The organism is Rubrivivax sp. JA1026, assembly GCF_011065555.1.
In the GTDB taxonomy this organism is placed as follows: domain Bacteria; phylum Pseudomonadota; class Gammaproteobacteria; order Burkholderiales; family Burkholderiaceae_C; genus Rubrivivax; species Rubrivivax benzoatilyticus.
Genome location: NZ_JAALCQ010000004.1, coordinates 308,518 through 330,791 on the forward strand (window position 1 = coordinate 308,518; position 22,274 = coordinate 330,791).

Below are 22,274 nucleotides of genomic sequence, written 5' to 3' on the forward strand. Positions count from 1 at the left end.
GAAGCCCCGCGTGCCGCCACCCTGGGATCGCGCCCGGGGCGGCGGCAACAGCCTGTGTCAGCCGCCCAGGCGCGCCAGCATCAGCGTCAGGCGCAGCAGCGGGAAGGCCGGGCCGGTCTCGTCGAAGCGGCGCGACGGCGTGCCGCCGGCCCAGGTGTCGGTGCCGCCGGTGTCGGGCAGTCGCGGCCGCGGGTCGTGGCGGCCTTCGGCGTTCGACGCGTTCGACAGGGCCGCCAGCGTGCCGAGGAAGGCGCCGACGAAGCTGATCGTCATCAGCCCGCCCAGCGCGCGGAAGGCGTCGCGGTACTGCTCGGTCAGGCGGCCGCCCTTCATCAGGTCGGTCTCGTTGATGAAGCTCTGGTCGACCTGGCGGATGCGGCCCTGGTCGTCGATGCCGACGAAGCCCTTGCCGAAGGCGTTCTCGTAGAGCGTGTTGCCGTCGTCGACCGCCCAGTCGACGGCACGGCCCCAGCCGCGGCCTTCGTCGATCGCGAGATCGCCGCGGGTGTTGGTGTCGACGCCGGTGATCTGCACGCCGTAGTCGCCGTTGGTGATCGTCACCTTGGACGACAGCGTCATCGCCGGGTTGGCGGCCCAGGGCGTGGTCTCGATCGTGACCTTGGTGCCGTCGTCGAGCACGAAGCTGGTCGTGCCCCAGAAGTCGAAGGCCTGCTTGCCGTCGATCTCCATGTGCGGGTCACCCCAGGCACGGTAGGTCTCACCGGTCACCTTGTTCTGGATGAGAACCTGGTTGTCGTCGCCGGCGGTGATGCGGTAGTTGTCGTTCTCGAAGACGGCGACGCCGTTTTCGAGCCGCGTGCTGGCGTTGCTCGGGTTGGAGGGGTCGACACGCGGCGGCATGCAGCCGCCGGCGGCGATGCCGGCGCCTGCCGGCAGGGTGTTCAGCGACATCGTTCAAGCTCCTGGACGGCCCGGACCTCCGGGCTCGGTGTCGTGATTGCAGCCCGAGTGCGCGTCGAGCGCAGCCTGGGATCGGTCCTCAAGACCTGCCCGAAGCCGGCAGCGGCACCCGCGGGCAGGCGCACGTCGCCAGGGCCGGAATTGCGGGGTCTTCGCCGGCCATCTCCGGAAGGCAAGCGCGGGGTGCGCTGCCCAGAATCGGTGTCTCGCCCCGCCGCCCCTTGCATGCCCTGCGACGGAGGGCGGCCTTCGCCCGGTCGCGCCTATCGACGACGCCGGCGGCGGCGCCCCTCACTTCTTCATCGGTCCGTGGACGGCATCCTGAGCGAGTTCGAGATCTGGTTGGCGCTGGTCGGCCTCGGCAGCGGCTCCTGGCTCGGCTACGTGATCGTCGACGGCGTCAGCGAGAAGCTGCTGACGCTGTCCGAGCGCCGCCGGGCGGCCGAACCCGAGGTGCCGACCCAGCCGCCAACGTTGCCGGCGCCCCGTTTGGACGAACACGCGTTCGAGGTTCTGGCCGCAGGCATCGTCGAGCGCTACCTGGAGATCTGGGAACACGGCGAAGAAGGCCGTGAGCTCGCAGCGGCGCTGCATGCCGCGCTGGCGGCGCAGGAACCGCCGACGACGCTGCAGCAGGCCATCGAGTGCCAGCTGCGCCAGGGCATCGCGACGCTGCTCGACGACGAGGACGGCGTGCAGCGTGCGCAGCTGATCGGCGCGCAGTTGCTCGGTACCGCGGTGATGCGCCACGTCTTGCGCGCCGAACCACTGGCCAGCCTGCCGACGCCACGCCTGGTCGAGGCCCTGACCCCGACGCTCGGCCGCAGCCTGGCCGAGGCCTTCGCCGCGCTCGACGCTCAGCGCCAGACGTTCAGGCCCAGCGTCAGGTAACGGCGCCAATAGCCGCCGGCCGAGTCGCCGGTGGCCATGCGCTGGCCGCTGCCGCCCATCGCCAGACGCAGCCGCGCCGACGGCGACAGGTCCCAACCCAGCGCCAGTTCCCAGAAGTTCGGATGCACGGTGCTGCGATTGCCGGCGGTATCCGTCTCGTGGGCCATGCCCAGGCCGGCGCGCAGTTCCAGGTCGACCGGGCGCCATTCGCGCGACCACGCGAGATAGGCGCGCAGTTCCCGGTAGCGGTCGGGGTTCCAGTAGCCGCGGTCGACGTCGTCGTCGCCGGCGCTGCGCTCGATGAGGTTGGCCTCGACGCCGGCGGACAGGCCGCGCAGCGGCAGCGTGCGTTCGGCGCGGCCGCGCAGGCGCAGCCGCGTCGTGCCGTCGTCGAAACGCTGCACCGCACCCGAGCCGGCATAGGACCAGGGCCCGGTCGGGCGGAAGTCGACGCCGAGCGCCAGCGAGTCCACCGTGACCCGGTTGGCGACGGCACGCGGGGCCTCGACGAGTTCACGCGCGGCCTGGGCGTCGACGCGCCAGTGGTCGGCGGGCACACCGGTCAGGCGCAGGGTCGGCAGCACCGGATGCCAGCCGTCGAAGTTGGCCGCCCGCAGCGCGATCGACGGCCACCAGGTGCCCGCCGGGCTGCCCGGTTCGCCGACGCGCCAGCGCAGCGAGGCCGCGACCTGGTTGGCCGCCGGGTCGCCGTTGGCGTCGTCCAGCGTCAGCCGGCGGGTCTGCAGGTCGACGGTCGCACCGGGCGCCGGATGCCAGCCGCCGCCGACGGTCCAGGCCCGCGTGTCGAGCTCGTCCTTGTCTTCGGAGGCCTCGAAGCCGGCGTAGCCGAAAGGCCGCAGCTCGCGGCCGATGCGCCAGTCGCGCAGCCAGGCCGACTCGGCGTCGGTCGGCTCGGCCAGCAGCGGCCAGGCGCGGTCTTCGTAGCCGGCCCACCACCAGGCGCGGGCGAGGTCGGCCCGTTCGCCCGGGTGCACCGGCGCCGGCTGCGCCAGGAAGCCGGCGAGCGCCGCGCGGGGCGCACCGGCGAAGTTGCGGGCGTTGGCCAGCGCCCAGGCCAGGTCGCGGTCGGCCGGGAAACGGCGGGCGAGTGTCTCGAGTTCGCGCACGGCGCCGGCTTCGTCGCCGCTCCACAGCCGAGCGGTCGCCAGCCGGCGCTGCAGCCGCACGTCGTCGGGCGCGAGGGCCTGCGCCTCGGTGAAGGCGGCGACGGCCCCGGCGGCGTCACCCCCGGCCTGGCGCGCCTGGCCCAGGCCGTCGAGCAGCGCGGCCCGCGTGGCGCCGGCGGTGCCCGGCACGAGTTCGGCGAACAGCGCCGCAGCCTCGGCCGCGCGGCCGCTCCACAGGCTCTGCCAGGCCAGCGACGGCACGATGTCGGCGCGCCGCTGCGGCGCCTGGGCCAGCGCGCGCCGGTACAGCGCCGCGGCCTCGGCATTGCGGTCGGCGAAGCCGTGCACGCGCGCCGCCTCGATCAGCAGGTCGACGTCGTCGCCGTGGGCGGCGACGAGCTGCACGTACAGCGGCAGCGCCTGCGCCCAGTCGCGCTGCTCGGCGGCGGCGCGGGCCTCGGCGCGGCCCGCGGCGGCCACCGGCGCGGCGGCGAAAGCGGCGGCCAGCGCCAGCAGCAGCGGTGCCAGACGCGGGCTCACGAGCCCCTCCCGACACGCGCGGTGCTCCAGCGCACGGCCTGGGTCGCCGGGCGGCGGAACAAGGTCGGCAGCGCGACGACGGTCGTGACGGCCAGGAAGGCCCAGTAGATCAGCGGATACCACACGGCGTAAGGCAGGAAGCGGGTGATGCCGGGGTCGTAGCGGCGGTCGATCCAGACGCCGACCGTCAGCTGCAGCATGCACAGCGTCGCGATCGCCATGCCCCAGAGGTTGGGGATCGGCGAGGCGCCGACCGGCGGCAGGCCGACCGCCCAGGACAGCGTCCACAGCGTCGCCAGCAGCACGAAACACACCGACCACAGGATGGACAGCGAGGACTCGACGAACACCGGCCACAGCCGCCGGCTGCGCCACGTGACCAGCACGTCGGCATGCTTGCGCAGCACCTGGATCAGCCCGCGCGCCCAGCGCAGGCGCTGGCGCCACAGGCCGCGGTAGGACAGCGGCACCGTCATCCAGCACAGCGCACGCGGCTCGTAGCGCACGTCGTAATGGCGCTTCTGCAGCCGCCAGGTGAGTTCGATGTCCTCGGTGGGCATGTCGGGGCTGTAGCCGCCGACGTCGAGCACGGCGCTGCGGCGCAGCGCCGCGACGACGCCCGAGACGGTGACGATGCGGCCCCAGACGCGCTGCGCACGGCGCAGCAGGCTGACGATCGACGAGAACTCCACCGCCTGCAGCCGCGCCAGGAAGCTGCCGGTGTTGCGCACACGCGGATTGCCGGTGACGGCGGCCACGCGTGGCGAGTCGAAGTGCGGGACGATGTAGCGCAGCATGCGCGCGTCGGGCTCGGCGTCGGCGTCCAGGCCCATCAGGATCTCGCCGCGCGCCAGCGCGATGGCGTCGTTGAGCGCCATCGCCTTGCCTTCGTTGTTCGCCTTGTGCACCAGGCGCAGCCGCGGGTCGGCCGTCAACGGCTCCAGCGCCGCCAGCGTGCCGTCGGTCGAGCCGTCGTCGACGACGATGACCTCGTAATGCGGGTAGTCCATGCGCAGCATCGACTCGACCGAACGGCGGATCACCGCCTCCTCGTTGTGCGCCGGCACCAGCACGCTGACGAAAGGCAGGTCGGCGTCGGATCGTTTCGGGTCGGGACCGACGGTCTCCTCCCAGCGCACGCGGAAGATCAGCGCGGTGACGATCCACATCAGGCTGGTGACGATCGGGTAGATCGCGAAGAAGGCCAGCACCCAGCCGTACCAGGCCGTGGTCTGCACGGCCAGCAGCCACGCTTCCATCAGAGCACCTCCTGGCGCTGCTCGCGCCGCGGCGGCACGGCGGCCGCCGGCGCGCTGCGCTCTGCGGGCGGCTCGACGAGCTCGAAGCGCTTGTGCGCGCCGTCGTTGCGGATGCACACCCGGCGGGCGCCGGCCAGCATGGCCCAGTCGGCGTCGATGTGGCGGCCGTTGAAGTCGTGGCGGTAGTCCAGCGCCACCCGCGCGCTGCTGCGCCGCGGCCCCTTGCGGCGGTAGATGCCGACGTTGTGCAGCACCCACGACAGCGTCAGCACCGGCACCAGCACCAGCGCACCGCCGATCAGCAGCAGCAGTTCGGAGAAGTCGGGTCGCCCCGCGAGGACCCGCTCCCAGCCCCAGACGAACAGCACCCAGCCGGCGAGCACGACCAGCGCATGCAGCAGGCGACGCGCCGCCGTCAGCCGCTCGGGCCGAGCGGCTGTGTGCGGGAGCGGGGGGGTCATGCGCGGCGGCCGATCGTGCGGCGCAGCCCCAGCATCGCCAGGGCCGGCAGCAGCAGCGCCAGCGTCGAAGGTTCAGGCACCGCCGAGGTCGGCAGCAGGTTCTGCGGGTCGACCAGCGTCCAGTCGCTGCCCTGGTAGCTGTAGCGCAGGTCGACGACGCCGGCCTGCAGCCGGTTCCAGCTGCCGAGCTCGAAGCCGTACAGGCCCGGGGTCAGGAACAGGTCCTCGGCGAAACCCAGGCGGTCACGCGGGTTCAGGAAGTCCTTGCCGATCTCCAGCGTCTCCTCCAGGCCCAGCAGGCGGAAGAAGAAGCCGTCGTCGTAGAGCACCGAGAAGTTGTAGAGGCCGGCCTCGGTGATGCGGATGAAGCCCTCGAAGTGCGAGGTCCAGTTGCCGTTGGCGTCGTCGCCGCAGACACCGCTGTCCTGGCTCAGCGGCACCGGGGTCGCCGGGCCCCATTGCGCCGAATGGGCGCCGTTGTAGCAGCCGTTGCCGTAGTTGATCGCCGAGGACAGGCCGCTCCAGCTGGAGATGATGTCCGGCGCGCCGGCACCGCCGCCGCCGGCCGCCGCGGCCTGCACCGCCTGCCAGTCGGCGCGGCCCCACAGGCCGGTGCCCCAGCCGTAGCTGCCGATCGCGCTGCCGCTGCCGTAGCTCTGCGTGGCCTCGTTCCAGAGCACGGTGCTGCCCTGCCAGTTGCCGTCGATCTGCACGAAGCTGGCGTCGGCGCCGCTGCCGCTGGCGTAGCTGCCGGCGTACAGCGGCGTCAGGTTCAGCGGGCTCGCCAGTGCCGCCGGGGCGGCGGCGACGAGGAGGCCGGCGGCACAGGCCAGCACACTGAGCTTCAGGCGGGAGATTCGGGTGTCGGACATGGTGATCGGGGCGGTGCGACCGCAGGCGCCGGGGTGTTCGAAGGCACCGTTTGCGCGGCGCCTTTATAGGCCACAAAAACTGCAGTCAATCCTGACATTGCGTTGTTTGAAACAATGTCAAACAAATCCGGCCGGCTGTGCACCCCGATTCAGGTGGTTGAACCACAGCTTCGGCCCTGTTTCAGGGCCTGGGCGTGCAATACGACACGCCGCCGAAGGCTCGGCTTTGATCTTCCGCAGCGATCACCGGCAGCGAAGATGGTTTGGCGACCCCTCGCCCTCCGCGCTGCGGCGGATCAGCGGCGGGCCCGCCAACCCGGCTGACCCCGGGCCGCGGCGCCGCGCTGTGGCAGCATCGGCGCGTCGTCCCGAGCCCCGCACCGTGACCACCGCCCGCACCAGCCACAGCCACCCGCTGCAGATCGCCGCGGTGCGCGCCAGTCCCGCGCACGGGCGCATCGGCATCACCTTCTGCCCCGGCAAGCACGACCGCAGCGCCGCCACCGGCGCCTGGGCGCGCGACCTGGGCATGGACCTGGACACGATCGCCGCCTGGGGCGCGAAGCTGGTGCTGACGCTGGTCGAGCCGGCGGAGCTGTCGGCGCTGAAGGTGCCGCAGCTCGGCCACGAGGTCAGACGCCGCGGCATCGCCTGGCAGCACCTGCCGATTCCCGACTTCGGCGTGCCCGGCGAACATTTCGAGCGCCAGTGGGTGCAGGCCGGAGCCGAGATCCGCGCCCTGCTGCGCGCCGGCGACGACGTGCTCGTGCACTGCAAGGGCGGCCTGGGCCGCGCCGGCATGATCGCCGCGCGGCTGCTGGCCGAGCTCGGCGTCGCCCCCGAGCAGGCCATCCGCGACGTGCGCCGCGCGCGCCACGGGGCCATCGAGACACCGGCCCAGATGATGCTGGTGCAGCGCACGCGCCCGCTGCCATGAGCCCTCGGGAGTCGGGACGCATTCCCGCTCGGCGGGGCCGGCCGCCCGGCCGAAGGGGGCCCTGGTGAACCCGTTCGTGCGTCCCGAACCGCCGGAACCCGCGCCCGATGCCGGCGCGCGTGTGCTCGACACCGCCACGCTGCAGCGCGTCGGCGGCCGCCTGGGCAGCAACCCGGCCGGTGTCTACCGCGACGAGGCTGGGCGCCGCTACTACGTGAAGGAGCTGGAGAGCCCGGCGCTGGCGCGCAACGAGTGGCTCGCGGCCCAGCTCTACCGCCTGGCCGGCGCGCCGACGCTGCGCTACCTGCGCACGCGGGCCGCCGACCAGGTGGCCACCGAGTTCGTCGTGCTCGACAAGAAGAACGTCGGCCAGCTCGACGAGGCCGAACGCCGCCAGGCCCGGCGCTGGCTGGGCGTGCACGCCTGGACTGCCAACTGGGACGCCGCCGGCTACGACGGCGACAACCAGGGCGTGACCGGCGGCACGGTGCTGACGCTGGACGTCGGCGGCGCGCTCGAGTTCCGCGCCCAGGGCAGCCCCAAGGGCCGCGCCTTCGGCCACGAGGTCGGCGAACTCGACCGCCTGCGCCACGACCCCGACAACCGGCACGCAAGCCGCCTCTTCGGCGAGATCGGCGAGGCCGAGCTGCACGAGGCGATCTCGATCGTCACGCGGCTGGACGACGCCGCGGTGCGCGCCTGCGTGCTCGGCCACGGCGGCAGTGCGGCGCTGGCCGAGAAGATGCTCGCGCGCAAGGCAGACATGGCGCGGCGCCTCGGCGGCTGACGCGCCGCCGCTGCGCGGCCCTCAGGCCACCGCAGCCCAGCGCGTGTAGACCGCCTCCACGTCGCCGGCGAAGTAGTCGGGGTTGAGTTCGCGGATCGTCGCCAGGCTGGCGGTCAGCCCTTCGAGATGCGCGCTGACCCGCGCCACCGCGGTGTCGCCGTCGTGCGCGGCGATGGCGTCGACCAGCGCCGCATGTTCGTCCAGCGCCAGCTCCATGCGGTGCGGCTGCGGCAGCGTCAGGCGGCGGAAGCGGTCGAGCTGGACCTTGATCTGCTGCACCATCTCCCAGATGCCGGGCAGGCCGGCGGCCTCGGCGATGGCGCGGTGCATGGTCTCGTCGGCGGCGTGGAAGCCGGCCTGGTCGCCGGCTTCGAGCGTTTCGCGCTGCAGTTCGATCAGCGCGCGCAGCCCGGCGATGTCGGAGCCGCGTGCGCGTTCGGCGGCGGCACGCACGGTGATCGTCTCCAGCGCGGTGCGCGCCAGGATGATCTCCGGCAGCTTGGCCACCGGGATGCGCGCGACGATGGTGCCCGACTTGGGCACGATCTCGACCAGCTTCTCGTCGGCCAGGCGCAGCAGCGCCTCGCGCACCGGGGTGCGGCTGACCTGCGCTTCCTGCGCGATCTCCTTCTCGTAGATCACGTCGCCGGGGCGGCGCTGCAGCGACACGATCTCGTCGCGCAGGCGCTCGTGCACCAGCTGCGCGGCCGTGAGGCTCGCGCCGTTCGCAGCGGCCACGCGCCGTGCGTCGCCACCGATGGTCCAGTCCGCCATGGGATCCCTTCCTGGGCCCGCGAAACGCGGCCGCCGCATGGCGCCCGCTCCGGCGAGCAGTTCTCGCATATTACATATATGGCCACCCCGACAGGGGCTTGGCCGCGTCAGAGGGCTCGCCAGCCGGGCTGCCGAGCCCGGTCACCGCCGACGACGGGCCGCCGAAACGGCGCCGGGATCGCGCCGCACCGCACGTCAAGTCCGGTCGTCATGGAATCAGTGAAAACACTAGGTCAAACGCCTCAAAGATCGCTATGTATACCAAATACTCCTTGTATATCATGCATACAGACCGCCCCACCTGACCCGCAAGACGGCGCACAGACGCCCTGACGGCAGGCCCGATGCGAGCGGCGCAACAACCGGCGACCGGCCCACGAGGCTGGCGACCGGGAGACCGCTGGCAAGGACCGAGAGATGGACAAGAGCCCCGTGCTGCGCGTCGCCGCGATCGGCGAGTGCATGGTCGAACTGCAAGAGCGTGCCGACGGCAGCGTCAGCCAGGCGTTCGGCGGCGACACGCTGAACACCGCGGTCTACATGGCCCGCCTGGGACAGCGCCTCGGCCGCTTCGTGCACTACGTCAGCGCGATCGGCGACGACCCGTTCAGCAGCGCGATGGCCGAGTTCTGGCGCGCCCAGGGTGTCGACGACAGCCTGACGATGCGCCGCACCGGCCGCCGCCCGGGGCTGTACTTCATCAAGACCGACGCCGCCGGCGAGCGCCGCTTCTTCTACTGGCGCGGCGAGGCCGCGGTGCGCGAGGCCTTCGAGTGCGAAGGCTCGGACGCGCTGCTCGAGTCGCTCGCCGGCTTCGACGCGATCTACCTGTCGGGCATCAGCCTGGCGGTGCTGCGCCCGGCCAGCCGCGAGCGCCTGCTGGTGCGCCTGGCCGAACTGGCCGCCACCGGCAAGACGATCGACTTCGATTGCAACTACCGCCCGCTGCTGTGGGAGGACGTGGCGACGACACGCGCCGTCTACGAACGTGTCTTCGGCTTCGCCCGCCGCGTGCTGGTGACGGTCGAGGAACTGGAGGTGCTGGGCGTGGCCCCGCACCCGGCGGCCGGCGCGGCGCACTTCCGCCCGCTGACGCAGCTGGAAGTTGTCATCAAGGACGGCGCCAAGCCCTGCACGCTGATCCACGGCGGCCAGGTCGAATCGATCGCCGCGACCTGCATCCCGCAGGTCGTCGACACCACCGCCGCCGGCGACAGCTTCTCCGGCGCCTATCTCCTCGGACGCATGCTGGGCCTGGCCCCAGCCGAAAGCGCCCGCCGGGCCCACCGGGTGGCCGGCGCCGTGGTCCAGCACCGCGGCGCCATCATCGCGGCCGAGGCCACCCCCGACGTCTACGCCACGGAAACGGCCGCAGACCGCCCGTAGCGCTCCACCCTGCCGGCCCCACCGGCTTTCTCTGCACACAAGGGGTACGTCCATGAACATCAAGAAGGCAATCGACCGGATCCCCGGTGGCCTGATGCTGGTGCCGCTGATCCTCGGCGCGCTGACCAAGACCTTCTTCCCGGACGCCGGCAAGTACTTCGGCTCGTTCACCAACGGGCTGATCACGGGCACGGTGCCGATCCTGGCAGTGTGGTTCTTCTGCATGGGCGCGACGATCGACTTGCGCGCCACCGGCACGGTGCTGCGCAAGTCGGGCAACCTCGTCGTCGTCAAGACGCTGGTCGCCTGGGCCGCCACCTGGATGGCCGCGCAGTGGCTGCCGATGGACGGCGTCCAGGCGGGCCTCTTCGCCGGCTTCTCCGCGCTGGCCATCTGCGCCGCGATGGACATGACCAACGGCGGCCTCTACGCCGCGGTGATGCAGCAGTACGGCACCAAGGAGGAGGCGGGCGCCTTCGTCCTGATGTCGGTCGAGTCGGGCCCGCTGGTGTCGATGCTGATCCTGGGCGCCGCCGGCGTCGCCAGCTTCGAGCCGCGGCTGTTCGCCGGCGCGGTGCTGCCCTTCCTGATCGGCTTCGCGCTGGGCAACCTCGACAAGGACCTGAAGGAGTTCTTCGGCAAGTGCGTGCACGTGCTGATCCCGTTCTTCGGCTTCGCGCTGGGCAACGGCATCAACCTGAACGTGATCGCGCAGACCGGCCTCGGCGGCATCCTGCTGGGCCTGATGGTGATCGTCGTCACCGGCATCCCGCTGATGATCGCCGACAAGCTGATCGGCGGCGGCAACGGCACCGCCGGCCTCGCCGCCTCGTCGACCGCCGGCGCCGCCGTGGCCAACCCGATGATCATCGCGGAGATGGTGCCGGCCTTCAAACCGGCCGCCGCCGCCGCGACCTCGCTGGTCGCCGCCGCCTGCCTGACCACCGCCATCCTGGTGCCCGTGCTGACCGGCCTGTGGGCCAAGCGCATGGCCGCTCGCGGCGACACCAAGACCCAGCCGGCCACGGCCTGAGCCCGACCACGTCGCCCCGCGCGTGAGGTGCCGGTTCTGGCCGCACGCGCCGGGCGCCCCCGGCCGGAAGCACGCCGGCCGGCCACTCCGAACCCCAGGACCGCAGCGGAATCCGCCATGTTCCTCAGCCACATCTCCCTGCTCGACCGCGAGGCCGACCAGTTGCCCGCCGCGCTGGTGCGCGGCCTTCGTTTTCTCGCCGAGACCGACATCGAGAGCCTGCCCGCCGGGCGTTTCGACCTCGACGGCGACCGCCTGTTCGCGCTGGTCCAGGACTACGACACCGAACCCAAGGCCCACAAGCGCGCCGAATCGCACGCCCGCTACATCGACATCCAGTACGTCGCGCGCGGGCTGGAGGTCATCGGCTACGCGCCGCTGAACCACGGCGGCGCCGTCGAGGAAGACCTGCTCGCCGAACGCGACGTGCAGTTCTTCGCCTCGGTCGCCGACGAGACCGACCTGCTGCTGGGCCCCGGCAGCTACGCCATCTTCCACCCCACCGACATCCACCGCCCGGGCTGCTGCGACGACCGCAGCCGCAAGGTGCGCAAGGTCGTGGTCAAGGTCCTCGCCTGACCCACGCCACCGACACGAGAACCATCATGGACATCCGCTATTCCACCAACCAGCGGGACTTCAAGCGCTACACGACCGAAGAGACGCGCCGCGAGTTCCTGATCCAGAACCTGTACCTGCCCGACACCGTGCAGGCCGTCTACAGCCACGTCGACCGGATGGTGACCTTCGGCTGCATGCCGGTCGACGAGGCGGTGCCGCTGGACAAGGGCATCGCCTGCATGAAGACCTTCGGCACGAACTACGTGCTCGAGCGCCGCGAGCTCGGTATTTTCAACATCGGCGGCGCCGGCTCGGTCGAGGCCGACGGCGTGCGCTACCAGCTCGGTTTCCAGGACTGCCTGTACGTCAGCCAAGGCACGCGCGAAGTCGTCTTCCGCAGCGCCGACCCGTCGCGGCCGGCCAAGTTCTACATGGTCAGCGCGCCGGCCCACAAAGCCTGCAAGACGACCTTCATCTCGATCGCCGACGCGAAGAAGAAGCCGGTGGGCGACACCGCGACGGCGAACAAGCGTGTCATCAACCAGTTCATCCACCCCGACGTGCTGGAGACCTGTCAGCTGTCGATGGGCCTCACGCAGCTGGAGCCCGGCAACGTCTGGAACACGATGCCGGCGCACACGCACGAGCGCCGCATGGAGATCTACACCTACTTCGGCATCCCCGAAGGCCAGGCCGTGTTCCACATGATGGGCGAGGGCCAGGAGACGCGCCACATCCTCGTGCACAACGAGGAGGCGGTGATCTCGCCGTCGTGGTCGATCCACTCGGGCTGCGGCACCGCGGCCTACACCTTCATCTGGGCCATGGGCGGCGAGAACCAGACCTTCGACGACATGGACCACATCGCGATCGGCGACCTGCGCTGACGCCGCCGAACAAGGACAGACCATGAGCTTCTACCCCGACGCCTTCTCCCTGAAGGGCAAGGTCGCGCTCGTCACCGGCGCCAGCTACGGCATCGGCTTCGCGCTGGCCAGCGCGCTGGCCGAGGCCGGCGCGACGATCGCCTTCAACGACATCAACGAGGACTTCCTCGCCCAGGGCCTGGCGGCCTACGAGGCCGCCGGCATCAAGGCGCACGGCTACCTGTGCGACGTCACCGACGAGCCGGCGGTGCAGAAGATGGTCGCGCAGATCGAGCGCGAGGTCGGCACGATCGACATCCTGGTGAACAACGCCGGCATCATCAAGCGCGTGCCGATGCACGAGATGGCCGCCAGCGAGTTCCGCCAGGTCATCGACATCGACCTGACGGCGCCGTTCATCCTCGCCAAGGCGGTGATCCCGGCGATGATCGCCAAGGGCGGCGGCAAGATCATCAACATCTGCTCGATGATGAGCGAGCTGGGCCGCGAGACCGTCTCGGCCTACGCCGCCGCCAAGGGCGGGCTGAAGATGCTGACGCGCAACATCGCCTCGGAGTACGGCGCGCACAACATCCAGTGCAACGGCATCGGCCCGGGCTACATCGAGACGCCGCAGACCGCGCCGCTGCGCACGCCCGGCCACCCGTTCAACAGCTTCATCCTCGCCAAGACCCCGGCCAACCGCTGGGGCCGCACCGAGGACCTGAAGGGCCCGGCGGTGTTCCTGGCGTCCAGCGCCTCGGACTTCGTCAACGGCCACGTGCTGTACGTGGACGGTGGCATCCTGGCGTACATCGGCAAGCAGCCTTAAGGCTCCAGGTCTCCTGCGCACGCCCCCGGCGCCGCACACGCGGTTCCGGGGGCGTTCTTCATCACGCGTCGGCGATGAACCTGCACACATCGGCGGGCCAGAGGATTCAAGATCCCGGCAGCGCACAGGCCAGTTTTTGTAGCGCAAGAATTCGCTCTAAGATGTTGTCAATCAACAGATCCTGAGCCGTCAATCAAGATCCATCGGAAGACGGATTCAAGATCCCGCAACACCGTGCCCCAGTTCCATCACCACGATCTGCGACTGCTGAACCCGCGGTTCGACTCGCCCTTGCTGGACGTGCTGACCGACCTGGAGCACCTGCGCCGGCTGGAGATCCGCGGCAGCACGCCAGCGCCGGTCTTCATGCAGCTCAAGCAGGTGTTCCACCTGCTCGAAAGCCTGGCGTCGGCGCGCATCGAAGGCAACCACACGACGCTGGCCGACTATGTCGAAGCCAAGGTGGTGCCGGGACGACCCGACGGCGAGCCGCTGCGCGAGATCGAGAACATCGAGGCCGCGATGCGCCAGCTGGAAGAGACCGTGGAACCCGGCTCGGCGCTGAGCGAGCACCTGCTGCGCGGCCTGCACACGACCACGGTCCAGGGCCTCGAACGCGAGGGCGACCGCACGCCAGGCTGCTATCGCGGCGGCCCGGTGCGCATCGCCCAAGCCGAGCACCAGCCGCCCGAAGCCGTGCAGGTGCCCGGCTACATGAGCGAGCTGGTGGACTTCGTCAACCGGCCCGACGCGCCCAAGTACGACCTGATGAAGGTCGCGCTGGCGCACCACCGCTTCGCCTGGATCCACCCGTTCAGCAACGGCAACGGCCGCGTCGTGCGGCTGCTGACCTACGCGATGCTGGTCAAGTACGGCTTCCAGGTCAGCGCCGCCGGCCGGCTGCTGAACCCCGCGGCCGTGTTCTGCGCCGACCGTCAGCGCTATTACTCGATGCTGGCGCAGGCCGACAGCGGCCAGGACGCGGCGCTGGAATCGTGGTGCACCTACGTGCTCGGCGGCATCCGCGACGAACTCGAGAAGGTCGCCCGCCTGGCCGACTATGCGCACCTGCAGAAGGTGGTGCTGCTGCCCGCACTGGCCCACGCGCGCGAACGCCAGCTGATCACCGCCCAGGAGGAAGCCGTGCTGCAGCTGGCGATCCACGCCGGCACGCTGAAGGCCGGCGACCTCGACGCCGCGCTGCCCGGCCTCAACGCCAACCAGCGCACCTACCAGATCCGCAAGCTGCTCGACAGCGGCATGCTGCAGCCGGTGCGGCCGGGGGCACGCCAGTACACGCTGGGCTTCATGCACAGCACGCTGCTGCGCGGCGTCGTCAAGGCGCTGACCGATCAGGGGTTCGTGCCGCCGGCGCTGGCCCGGCCGGGCTGAAACCAAGCCGAGCGATGAAACCCCGCATCCTGCTGCTGGAAGACGACCACGCGATCGCCGGCACCGTGGCCTTCGCGCTGGAGCGCGAGGGCTTCGCCGTCGAGGCCGTGACACTGCTGCGCGACGCCGACGCGGCACTGCGCCGCGCCACGCCCGCGGCCGCGGTGCTCGACGTCGCGCTGCCCGACGGCAACGGGCTGGACCTGCTGCGGCGCTGGCGCGCCGACGGCGACGCCCGCGTCGCGACGCTGCCGCTGCTGGTGCTGACGGCACGCGGCGAGGAGATCGACCGCGTGCTCGGCCTGGAAGCCGGCGCCGACGACTACCTGCCCAAGCCCTTCAGCCCGCGCGAGCTGGTGGCCCGTGTGCGCGCGCTGCTGCGGCGCGCCGCGATGCCGCGTGCCGCGCCGCAGGTCTTCGAGCTCGACGAGCCCGGCCAGCGCATCCGCTACCGCGGCGCCGTGCTGGCGCTGACGCGGCTGGAGTACGGCCTGCTGCGCGAGCTGATCCTGGCGCGCGGTCGCATCCTGTCGCGCGAGGCGCTGTTCGACCGCGTCTGGGGCACCCAGGCCGAAGCCGCCGACCGCACCGTCGACACCCACGTCAAGACGCTGCGCGCCAAGCTGCGCGAGGTGCATGCCGGCGCCGACCCGATCGCCACCCACCGCGGCCTGGGCTACACGCTGGCCGACGGCGAGGGCTGAATGCACATCGGCCTGCGGCTGTTCTTCGCCTTCGCCGCGATCACCGGGCTGGCGGCCTTCTTCGTGCTGCGTGTCTTCGTCACCGAGATCAAGCCCAGCGTGCGCGAGGTGATGGAAGACGTGATGGTCGACAGCGCCAACCTGCTGGCCGAGGTCGCCGCGCCCGAACTCGCGGCGCTGCCGGCCGGTGGCACGCTGGGCGACGGGCCCTTCGCCGGCGCGGTGCGCGAGTACGCGGCGCGCGAGGTCGACGTGAAGATCTGGGGGCTGCACAAGACGACGCTGGACCTGCGTGTCGTCGTCACCGACGCCGGCGGCCGCGTGGTCTTCGACTCCGGCACGCCGCCGGCCGTGGGCCAGGACTACTCGCGCTGGCGCGACGTGCTGCTGACGCTGCGCGGCGAGTACGGCGCGCGCACCACGCGCAACGGTGCCGGCGACGAGAGCTCGGTGATGCACGTCGCCGCGCCGGTGCGCAGCGGCGGCCGCACCGTCGGCGTGCTCGTCGTCGCCAAGCCGCTGGCGAGCATCATGCCCTTCGTCGAACGTGCCGAACGCAAGGTGCTGTGGGCCGGCGTGCTGCTGCTCGGGCTGTCGCTGGCGATCGGCGTGGTGGTCACGCTGTGGGCGGTGCACGCGGTGCGCCGGCTGCGCGCCTACGCGCAGGCCGTCGGCGAGAGGCCCGAAGGCCCGCGCCGCACGCCGCCGGCGCCGCCCGCACTCGGCGGCGAACTCGGCGAGCTGGCGCAGGCCATGGACCGCATGCGCCAGCGCCTGGAAGGCCGCGAGCAGCTCGAACACCAGGTACGTGCGCTGACCCACGAGCTGAAGACGCCGCTGGCCGGCATCCGCGGCGCCGCCGAGCTGCTGCACGAGGACCTGCCCGAGGCCGACCGCCGGCGTTTCGTGCAGCAGGTCGACACGCAGGCGCGGCGGCTGCAGGCCATCGTCGAGCAGATGCTCGAGCTGTCCAAGCTGGAGAGCCTGCAGGCGCTGCCGGCGCGCGTGCCGGTGGACCTGAACGTGCTGGCGCGGGAGGTCGCCCAGGCCCACGGCGCCGGCGACCGCCTGCGGCTGCCGGCCGAGGTCGCCGTCGTGATGGGCGACGCCGAGCGGCTGCGGCTGGCGATCTCCAACGTGCTCGCCAACGCCATCACCCATGCGCCGGCCGGCACGCCGCTGGAGGTGCAAGTGCGGCACGACGGCGGCACGCTGGAATGGTCGCTGCGCGACCACGGCCCCGGCGTGCCCGACTACGCGCTGGCGCGCCTGGGCGAACGTTTCTTCAGCACCGGCGAGGGCCGCGGCAGCGGCCTGGGCCTGGCCATCGTGCGCCAGGTGCTGTGGCTGCACGGCGGCAGCGTCGGCTTCGAGCCGGCCGCGCCGGGGCTGCGCGTCGTGTTCCGCTTCCCCTGACTTCACGCCCGCTTCACGCAGCCCATCGCCGCTTCACCGCCGCTGGCCAGACTGCGGCGCATCGTGAAACAACGGAGCGAGGAACGATGCGAAACCCGGTGGTGGTGAAGGTGATGGCCGTGCTGGCCACGGTGCTGCTGATCTCGGTGGTGCTGGCGCGCATCGGCTGGCTGGTCGACGAGCGCCAGGTCTACCAGCACGAGGCGGTCGACAGCGTGCAGCAGTCGTACGCCGGCGCGCAGACGCTGATGGGGCCGGTGCTGCAGCGCCAGTGCGTCGAGGAATGGGAGGTCGTGCAGGGCAGCCGCACCGAGGTCGCGCGCCGCGGCTTCGCGCTGCAGGCGGTGCCTGCCGAGCTGGTGGCCAGCACGAAGACCCAGGCCGACGCACGCTACCGCGGCCTGTTCAAGGTGAACGGCTACAACGCCCGGCTGGAACTGCAGGCGCGCTGGCCGCAGCTGGCGGTGCTGCAGCCCAGGGCCGAGAACGCCGGCGGCCGCGTCAGCTGCCAGGCACCGACGGTCTGGGTGGCGGTGTCCGACCCGCGCGGGCTGCGCAGCGCGCGCATCGAGCTCGCCGGCCGCACGCTGGAGCTGCAGCCGGGCACCGGCCACAAGACCTGGAAGGACGGCTTGCACGCCGGGCTGCCGGCCGCGCCGGCCGACGGCGGCGCGCTGGAACTGAACGTGACGCTGGACCTCGTCGGCACCGCCGAGCTGGCCGTCGTGCCCGCCGCCCGCAGCGTGCAGTGGACGCTGGCCGCCGACTGGCCGCACCCGTCCTTCGGCGGCCGTTTCCTGCCGGTGACCCGCGAGGTGCGCGACGACGGCTTCGACGCCCGCTGGTCGGTCAGCGCGCTGGCCAGCAACGCGGCGCAGATCGTCGAGCAGGCCGGCGGCGAGAAGCCGCGCCTGGGCTCGCTGGACACGCTGGCCGTGACCTTCACCGACCCGGTGAACCCGTACGTGCTGGCCGACCGCGCGATCAAGTACGGCCTGCTGTTCGTCGTGCTCACCTTCGCCGCGGTGGCGCTGGCCGAGACGCTGGCGCGCCGGCGCGTGCGCCGCGTGCACCCGGTGCAGTACGCGCTGGTCGGGCTGGCGCTGGCGCTGTTCTTCCTGCTGCTGCTGGCGCTGTCGGAGCAACTTCCCTTTGCCGCCGCCTACGGCCTCGCCGCGGCCGCCTGCGTGCTGCTGCTGGGCAGCTACGGCCGCCACATGCTGGGCGGCGTGCGCGACGGCTGGCTGTTCGGCGCCGGCATGGCGCTGCTCTACGGCCTCTTGTACCTGCTGCTGCTGCGCGAGCAGACGGCGCTGCTCGTCGGCTCGCTGGGCCTGTTCGCGGCGCTGGCGGCGGTGATGCTGCTGACGCGGCGGCTGGACTGGTACCGGCTGGGGGCGGCCCCGGCGGCGCCGGAGGTCTGAGCCGGGCGGGCGGCACGACCGCCGCCCGCCCGCCGCTCGTTCAGGGCAGCACCACCCCCGCCGCCGTCCTCACCTGCTGGTGCGAGTAGTCCGCCCGCGCCGGGCGCGCCACCGTGCCCTGGGCCTTCACGTAGTCGGCGAAGGTCTGGGTGTAGAGCAGGTAGGTGTTCACCCAGGCGCCGGTGGCGTAGACCGTGCCCAGCGTGCGGTAACCGTCCTGGCCGGCGGCGATGAAGTCGTTGGTCACCAGCGTGTAGGTCCGCGCCGGGTCGATCGCCGACCAGGCACCGGTGACACGGTCCTTCACCTGCACCTGGCTGAAGCGGCTGCCCTTGGGCTGGCTCATGTCCAGGTTCCAGCGCAGACCGGCGGCGTACGGATGCGAGCCGCTGGACTGGCCGTTGTCGAGGTGGTTGGCGACGGCGTCCTCCAGCGCCGCGACCATCTGCGCACCGGTGACGTCGATCTCGACGAGCACGTTGGTGAACGGCAGCAGCGTGAACGCGTCGTTCATCGTCAGCGTGCCGGCCCTCAGCGGCACGCGCACGCCACCGGCGTTCTGCAGCGCGAAGTGCGCGCGCCGGCTGGCCGCCAGGAAGGCCTCGGCGACGATCTGCGCCGCGTCGCTGCCGCGCGCCTGCAGGTTGGCTTGCGCCCCCGCCTCGATGCAGCCGGCGACCCCCGACGAGCGGTTGGTCGACTCGCCCGGCACACGCACCAGGCACAGCGCCTCGCTCGCCGAGCCGATGGTCTTGGTCTTCTCGGCCGCCACCTGCGAGGTGTAGGTCGCCAGCAGCGCCGCCGCGTCGGCATCGGGCGTCGTGACCTTGACGCGCGGCTCGTTGGCCAGGCCGGCGACGATGTTCGCCTGGGTGACCTCGTCCACCGCGACGAAGCTGCCCGAGCCGTTCTTGCGCGCGAAGCGGTCGCCGATCACCAGCGAGGCATTGCCGCCGCAGCTGGCGACCGCGCCCCGGTCGTCGAACTTCACGTTCATCAGCGCGAAGACCTTGGCGTACTCCCAGGCCTGGCCGATGCAGACCTTGGCGCCGTCCTTGTTCGTGACCTGCGTCGGGTAGGCGCCCGAGCTGGCGACGCCGAAGGCGCTGAAGTCGCCGAGCAGCGTGTGCGAGTCTCCGCCGACGATGACGTCGACGTCGCTCAGCTGCGCGGCCATCGCCTTGTCGGCCTCGTAGCCCTGGTGCGTCAGCAGCACGATGTGGCGGATGCCCTGGCGCTTGAGCTCGTCGATGGTTTTCTGAGCGGTCGTCACCTCGTCGAGGAACTGCGTCGTCGACAGCGGGCGCGAGGAGTTCGTCGTCTTGCCGGCGATGTCGATGCCGACGATGCCGACCCTGACGCCGTCGTAGGTCTTGATCGTGTACGGCTGGACGAGCGGGCTGCCCGACGGGTTCAGCGGCGTGCCGCTGGCGGGCACGACGTTGGCGCCGAGCACCGGGGTCTTGCAGCTGCCGGCATGCAGCATGTCGATGAAGTTGCGCGCCGCCTGGTCGCCGTCGTCGAACTCGTGGTTGCCGAGCTCGAACGCGTCGAAGCAGACGGTGTTCATCATCTTCGCGTCGGCCTCGCCCTTGAAGAAGGTGTAGTACAGCGTGCCGGTGACGGCGTCGCCCGCGTGCAGCTTCAAGAGGTTCTTCGTGCCGGCCTGGGCGTTGAACAGCGTCGTCAGGCGCGAGAAGCCGCCGAGCTCGACCTGCGTGGCCTCGCCGCCGATCTTCATCTCGAACGCGCTGAAGGGCTCGAGCTGCGAGTGGTGGTCGTTGACGTGGGCGATGTTGATCTCGATCGCCGGGTAGCGCTCGTCATCGCCTCCGCCGCAGGCCGACAGCGCGGCAACGGCCAGCGAGGTGATGCCGAACAGTGCAGCGCGCCGCAGCGATGCCGGGCGCAGTCGCGGGATCAGGGACATGAGGGGTCACCGGAGGTCATGATGACGGCAGATGATTCCGGCGGCCGGTGAAAGCCGGATGACACCGGCGCCCCCGGCACTCCCCGGTTGCGGGGCCGGCCGCTCGTCACGGCGGCGCCGGCCGGGCACTCCTTGTCCATGCGGCCCGGCATCGGCAGGCCCACCGCCAGGGCATCGATCCGTTCCGGCGCCGACGATGAACCGCGACGGGCGGATGCCGACGCGGTCGGCACGGCTCGAACCGCAGACGACGAGGATGTGGTCCAAGCCCGCCCACGCATTGACAGGAGCGAGGGCCGAGGCAGGCCGATGCGCGGCGGCAAACGCCTCGCCCACAACAGAGCATCGCGCCGTAATGCAATGCCTTTTGTGGCAACTCTGAAACCTCGGAATTGAGTCTATGAAGATATCGACTCGTTTCCTACAGTGGTCGCCATCGCAACCCTTTTTGCTACGGACACGACGAGCACGCCGATGCCCTAGCGTTTTCAGAGGACCTCATGAAATTGCTCAGCTTCCGCGACCGCCGAGGCGAACGCAGCTACGGCATCCGCAACGAACACGGCATCGTCGACCTCGGCCGGCGCCTGGGCAGCCGCTTCCCCACGCTGCGCGCGCTGCTCGCCGCGCCCGACGGCCTGGCGCTGGCGCGCCAGCACGAACACGCCGCCGCCGACCTGCAGGAACAGGACGTCGTCTTCCTGCCGGTCATCGACCGTCCGAACAAGATCTTCTGCGTCGGCATGAACTACGCCGCCAAGCGCCAGGAGTTCAACGAGAGCAACCCGGCACCGACGCTGTTCATTCGTTTCCCCGACTCGCAGACCGGCCACCGCTGCCCGGTCGTCAAGCCGCTGCAGAGCCGCGAGTTCGACTACGAAGGTGAACTCGCCGTGGTCATCGGCACCGGCGGCCGCGGCATCCGGCGCGAAGACGCGCTGCAGCACGTCGCCGGTTATGCCTGCTACATGGACGGCTCGGTGCGCGACTGGCAGCACACCTGGTTCACCGCCGGCAAGAACTGGCACGACACCGGCGCCTTCGGCCCGTGGATCGTGACCACCGACGAGATCCCCGACCCGCAGCAGCTGCGCCTGCGCACCTTCCTCAACGGCCAGCAGGTGCAGGACGAGAGCACCGCCGCGATGCTGCATCCGGTGGCCGAGCTGATCGAATACATCAGCACCTTCAGCGCGCTGTCGCCCGGCGACGTGATCATCACCGGCTCGCCCGGCGGCGTCGGCAAGAAGCGTGTGCCGCCGCTGTTCATGAACGACGGCGACACGATCGAGGTCGAGATCTCGGGCATCGGCCGCCTCAGCAACGTGATCGTCGACGAGGCGCCCGAAGTCGAAGACGACCCGGTGAGCCTGCTGCTCGCCGAGACTGCGGCCGCCTGACCGGCCCCCGCCGCCGCCGCCAGGCGGCGGGCTTTCACGATGCCGCCGCAACCCGGCGGCGCGCGCTTTCAGCCGCCCGCGAGGCGGCTTTCGATTTCGCGGTCCAGCGCGCGCGACAGCGTCGTCCAGGCCGCGCCCGCCGCATCGGCCGCACCGAGCTCCAGTTCCAGCCGACGCCGCAGCACCACCAGCGCGCAGAGTTTCAGCCGCTGGCGTTCGTGCCCGTGCGGCCAACGTCCGGCGGCGGCCTTCAGGCCCTGGCGCCGGTCCAGCGTCTCGGCCACCAGCGCCTGCACCGCCGCAGCGTCGTGCCAGTCCAGCGCCAGCACGCGGGCGGCCTGCAGCAGCGCACGCTCGGTCTCGCGAGCCGTGGCCGCGTAGTCGATGAAGCCGGCCGTCACGCCTTGCCCCCCGGGCGCCGGAACAGCCACCAGTAGGCGCCGGCGACGAGCAGCGCGCCGCCGACCCAGTTGCCCAGCGTCACCACGCCGAGGTTGACGAGGTACTGCGCCACCGGGATCTCGGTGGCCGCCTTGGCCTGCGCCGCGGGTTCGGCCCAGAAGGCGGCCGGCGCGAACCACTTGACCATCAGGCCGTAGGGCACGAAGTACATGTTGGCCACGCAGTGCTCGAAGCCGGCGGCGACGAAGGCCGTGATCGGCAGGAACATCGCGACGATCTTGTCGGTCACGCTGCGCGCGGCCAGCGACAGCCAGGTCGCCAGGCACACCAGCACGTTGCACAGGATGGCCAGGCTGAAA

General features: G+C 71.4%; 22 protein-coding genes. 13 read left to right on the top strand and 9 right to left on the bottom strand.

Translation table 11 applies throughout. The features are described from left to right. Positions 1 to 57: 57 nt before the first annotated feature. A complete protein-coding gene (locus tag G5B56_RS09840; protein ID WP_009855516.1) occupies positions 58 to 912 on the bottom strand; it encodes a DUF1521 domain-containing protein in 855 nt (284 codons plus the stop codon). A gap of 318 nt (positions 913 to 1,230) precedes the next feature. Between G5B56_RS09840 and G5B56_RS09845 the strand changes: the two genes are divergently transcribed. After that, positions 1,231 to 1,812 carry a hypothetical protein gene (locus G5B56_RS09845; RefSeq protein ID WP_009855515.1) on the top strand — a complete coding sequence of 194 codons (582 nt, stop codon included), beginning with the start codon at positions 1,231 to 1,233 and terminating at the stop codon, positions 1,810 to 1,812. Here G5B56_RS09845 and G5B56_RS09850 read toward each other — a convergent pair. Genes G5B56_RS09850 through G5B56_RS09865 form a run of 4 tightly spaced genes read right to left on the bottom strand, consistent with a single transcriptional unit; the run spans position 1,779 to position 6,071 of the window. Beyond that, positions 1,779 to 3,479, bottom strand: a complete 1,701-nt coding sequence (locus tag G5B56_RS09850; RefSeq protein ID WP_164963065.1) for a tetratricopeptide repeat protein — start codon at positions 3,477 to 3,479, stop codon at positions 1,779 to 1,781. The two genes, G5B56_RS09845 and G5B56_RS09850, sit on opposite strands and share 34 nt — an antisense overlap. After that, complete coding sequence (gene pgaC / locus G5B56_RS09855) at positions 3,476 to 4,738, bottom strand: poly-beta-1,6-N-acetyl-D-glucosamine synthase (RefSeq protein WP_009855513.1); 1,263 nt, start codon at positions 4,736 to 4,738, stop codon at positions 3,476 to 3,478. Before pgaC ends, G5B56_RS09850 begins: the two co-directional genes overlap by 4 nt. After that, a complete protein-coding gene (locus G5B56_RS09860; protein ID WP_164963066.1) occupies positions 4,738 to 5,199 on the bottom strand; it encodes a hypothetical protein in 462 nt (153 codons plus the stop codon). Before G5B56_RS09860 ends, pgaC begins: the two co-directional genes overlap by 1 nt. After that, a complete protein-coding gene (locus G5B56_RS09865) occupies positions 5,196 to 6,071 on the bottom strand; it encodes a PEP-CTERM sorting domain-containing protein (protein ID WP_240920689.1) in 876 nt (291 codons plus the stop codon). The genes G5B56_RS09860 and G5B56_RS09865 overlap by 4 nt, the downstream gene beginning before the upstream one ends. A gap of 382 nt (positions 6,072 to 6,453) precedes the next feature. Between G5B56_RS09865 and G5B56_RS09870 the strand changes: the two genes are divergently transcribed. Together G5B56_RS09870 and G5B56_RS09875 are read left to right on the top strand one after the other, a co-directional pair. Then, complete coding sequence (locus tag G5B56_RS09870; RefSeq protein ID WP_164963067.1) at positions 6,454 to 7,008, top strand: cyclin-dependent kinase inhibitor 3 family protein; 555 nt, start codon at positions 6,454 to 6,456, stop codon at positions 7,006 to 7,008. Positions 7,009 to 7,072: 64 nt separating this feature from the next. Further along, on the top strand, positions 7,073 to 7,795 hold the full coding sequence (locus tag G5B56_RS09875; RefSeq protein ID WP_164963068.1) for a hypothetical protein: 723 nt from the start codon (positions 7,073 to 7,075) through the stop codon (positions 7,793 to 7,795). Between the two features lie 21 nt (positions 7,796 to 7,816). Here the strand turns inward: G5B56_RS09875 and G5B56_RS09880 are convergent, their stop codons facing one another. Continuing rightward, entirely contained in the window at positions 7,817 to 8,569 is a 753-nt protein-coding gene (locus G5B56_RS09880) for a GntR family transcriptional regulator (RefSeq protein WP_164963069.1), read from the bottom strand. Between the two features lie 417 nt (positions 8,570 to 8,986). Here G5B56_RS09880 and G5B56_RS09885 point away from each other — a divergent pair, with 417 nt between their 5' ends. From G5B56_RS09885 to creD, 9 genes are all read left to right on the top strand, one after another. Continuing rightward, entirely contained in the window at positions 8,987 to 9,955 is a 969-nt protein-coding gene (locus tag G5B56_RS09885) for a sugar kinase (protein ID WP_164963070.1), read from the top strand. A 52-nt stretch (positions 9,956 to 10,007) separates the two neighbouring features. Then, positions 10,008 to 10,988 carry a 2-keto-3-deoxygluconate transporter gene (kdgT, locus tag G5B56_RS09890; protein ID WP_009855504.1) on the top strand — a complete coding sequence of 327 codons (981 nt, stop codon included), beginning with the start codon at positions 10,008 to 10,010 and terminating at the stop codon, positions 10,986 to 10,988. 117 nt (positions 10,989 to 11,105) lie between these two features. Next, entirely contained in the window at positions 11,106 to 11,567 is a 462-nt protein-coding gene (locus G5B56_RS09895) for a YhcH/YjgK/YiaL family protein (RefSeq protein ID WP_009855503.1), read from the top strand. 26 nt (positions 11,568 to 11,593) lie between these two features. Then, complete coding sequence (kduI, locus tag G5B56_RS09900; RefSeq protein ID WP_164963071.1) at positions 11,594 to 12,436, top strand: 5-dehydro-4-deoxy-D-glucuronate isomerase; 843 nt, start codon at positions 11,594 to 11,596, stop codon at positions 12,434 to 12,436. A 22-nt stretch (positions 12,437 to 12,458) separates the two neighbouring features. Continuing rightward, entirely contained in the window at positions 12,459 to 13,247 is a 789-nt protein-coding gene (locus G5B56_RS09905) for a gluconate 5-dehydrogenase (RefSeq protein ID WP_164963072.1), read from the top strand. Between the two features lie 234 nt (positions 13,248 to 13,481). Beyond that, a complete protein-coding gene (locus tag G5B56_RS09910) occupies positions 13,482 to 14,639 on the top strand; it encodes a Fic family protein (protein ID WP_164963073.1) in 1,158 nt (385 codons plus the stop codon). Between the two features lie 14 nt (positions 14,640 to 14,653). After that, positions 14,654 to 15,343 (top strand): winged helix-turn-helix domain-containing protein, encoded by a 690-nt coding sequence (locus G5B56_RS09915; protein WP_164963074.1) that lies wholly within the window; start codon positions 14,654 to 14,656, stop codon positions 15,341 to 15,343. After that, entirely contained in the window at positions 15,344 to 16,759 is a 1,416-nt protein-coding gene (creC, locus tag G5B56_RS09920) for a two-component system sensor histidine kinase CreC (RefSeq protein WP_009855498.1), read from the top strand. It abuts the gene before it with no gap. 86 nt (positions 16,760 to 16,845) lie between these two features. Next, entirely contained in the window at positions 16,846 to 18,183 is a 1,338-nt protein-coding gene (gene creD, locus G5B56_RS09925) for a cell envelope integrity protein CreD (protein WP_164963075.1), read from the top strand. Positions 18,184 to 18,223: 40 nt separating this feature from the next. Here the strand turns inward: creD and G5B56_RS09930 are convergent, their stop codons facing one another. Beyond that, positions 18,224 to 20,113 (bottom strand): bifunctional UDP-sugar hydrolase/5'-nucleotidase, encoded by a 1,890-nt coding sequence (locus G5B56_RS09930; protein ID WP_009855496.1) that lies wholly within the window; start codon positions 20,111 to 20,113, stop codon positions 18,224 to 18,226. A 500-nt stretch (positions 20,114 to 20,613) separates the two neighbouring features. Here G5B56_RS09930 and G5B56_RS09935 point away from each other — a divergent pair, with 500 nt between their 5' ends. Continuing rightward, positions 20,614 to 21,513, top strand: coding sequence for a fumarylacetoacetate hydrolase family protein (locus G5B56_RS09935; protein WP_029719008.1), 900 nt, complete (start codon positions 20,614 to 20,616; stop codon positions 21,511 to 21,513). A 68-nt stretch (positions 21,514 to 21,581) separates the two neighbouring features. Here the strand turns inward: G5B56_RS09935 and G5B56_RS09940 are convergent, their stop codons facing one another. Beyond that, a complete protein-coding gene (locus G5B56_RS09940; RefSeq protein ID WP_164963076.1) occupies positions 21,582 to 21,914 on the bottom strand; it encodes a hypothetical protein in 333 nt (110 codons plus the stop codon). Further along, the coding region (locus G5B56_RS09945; protein WP_206023507.1) for a formate/nitrite transporter family protein at positions 21,911 to 22,274 on the bottom strand (364 nt) is incomplete at its 5' end. The genes G5B56_RS09940 and G5B56_RS09945, both read right to left, overlap by 4 nt.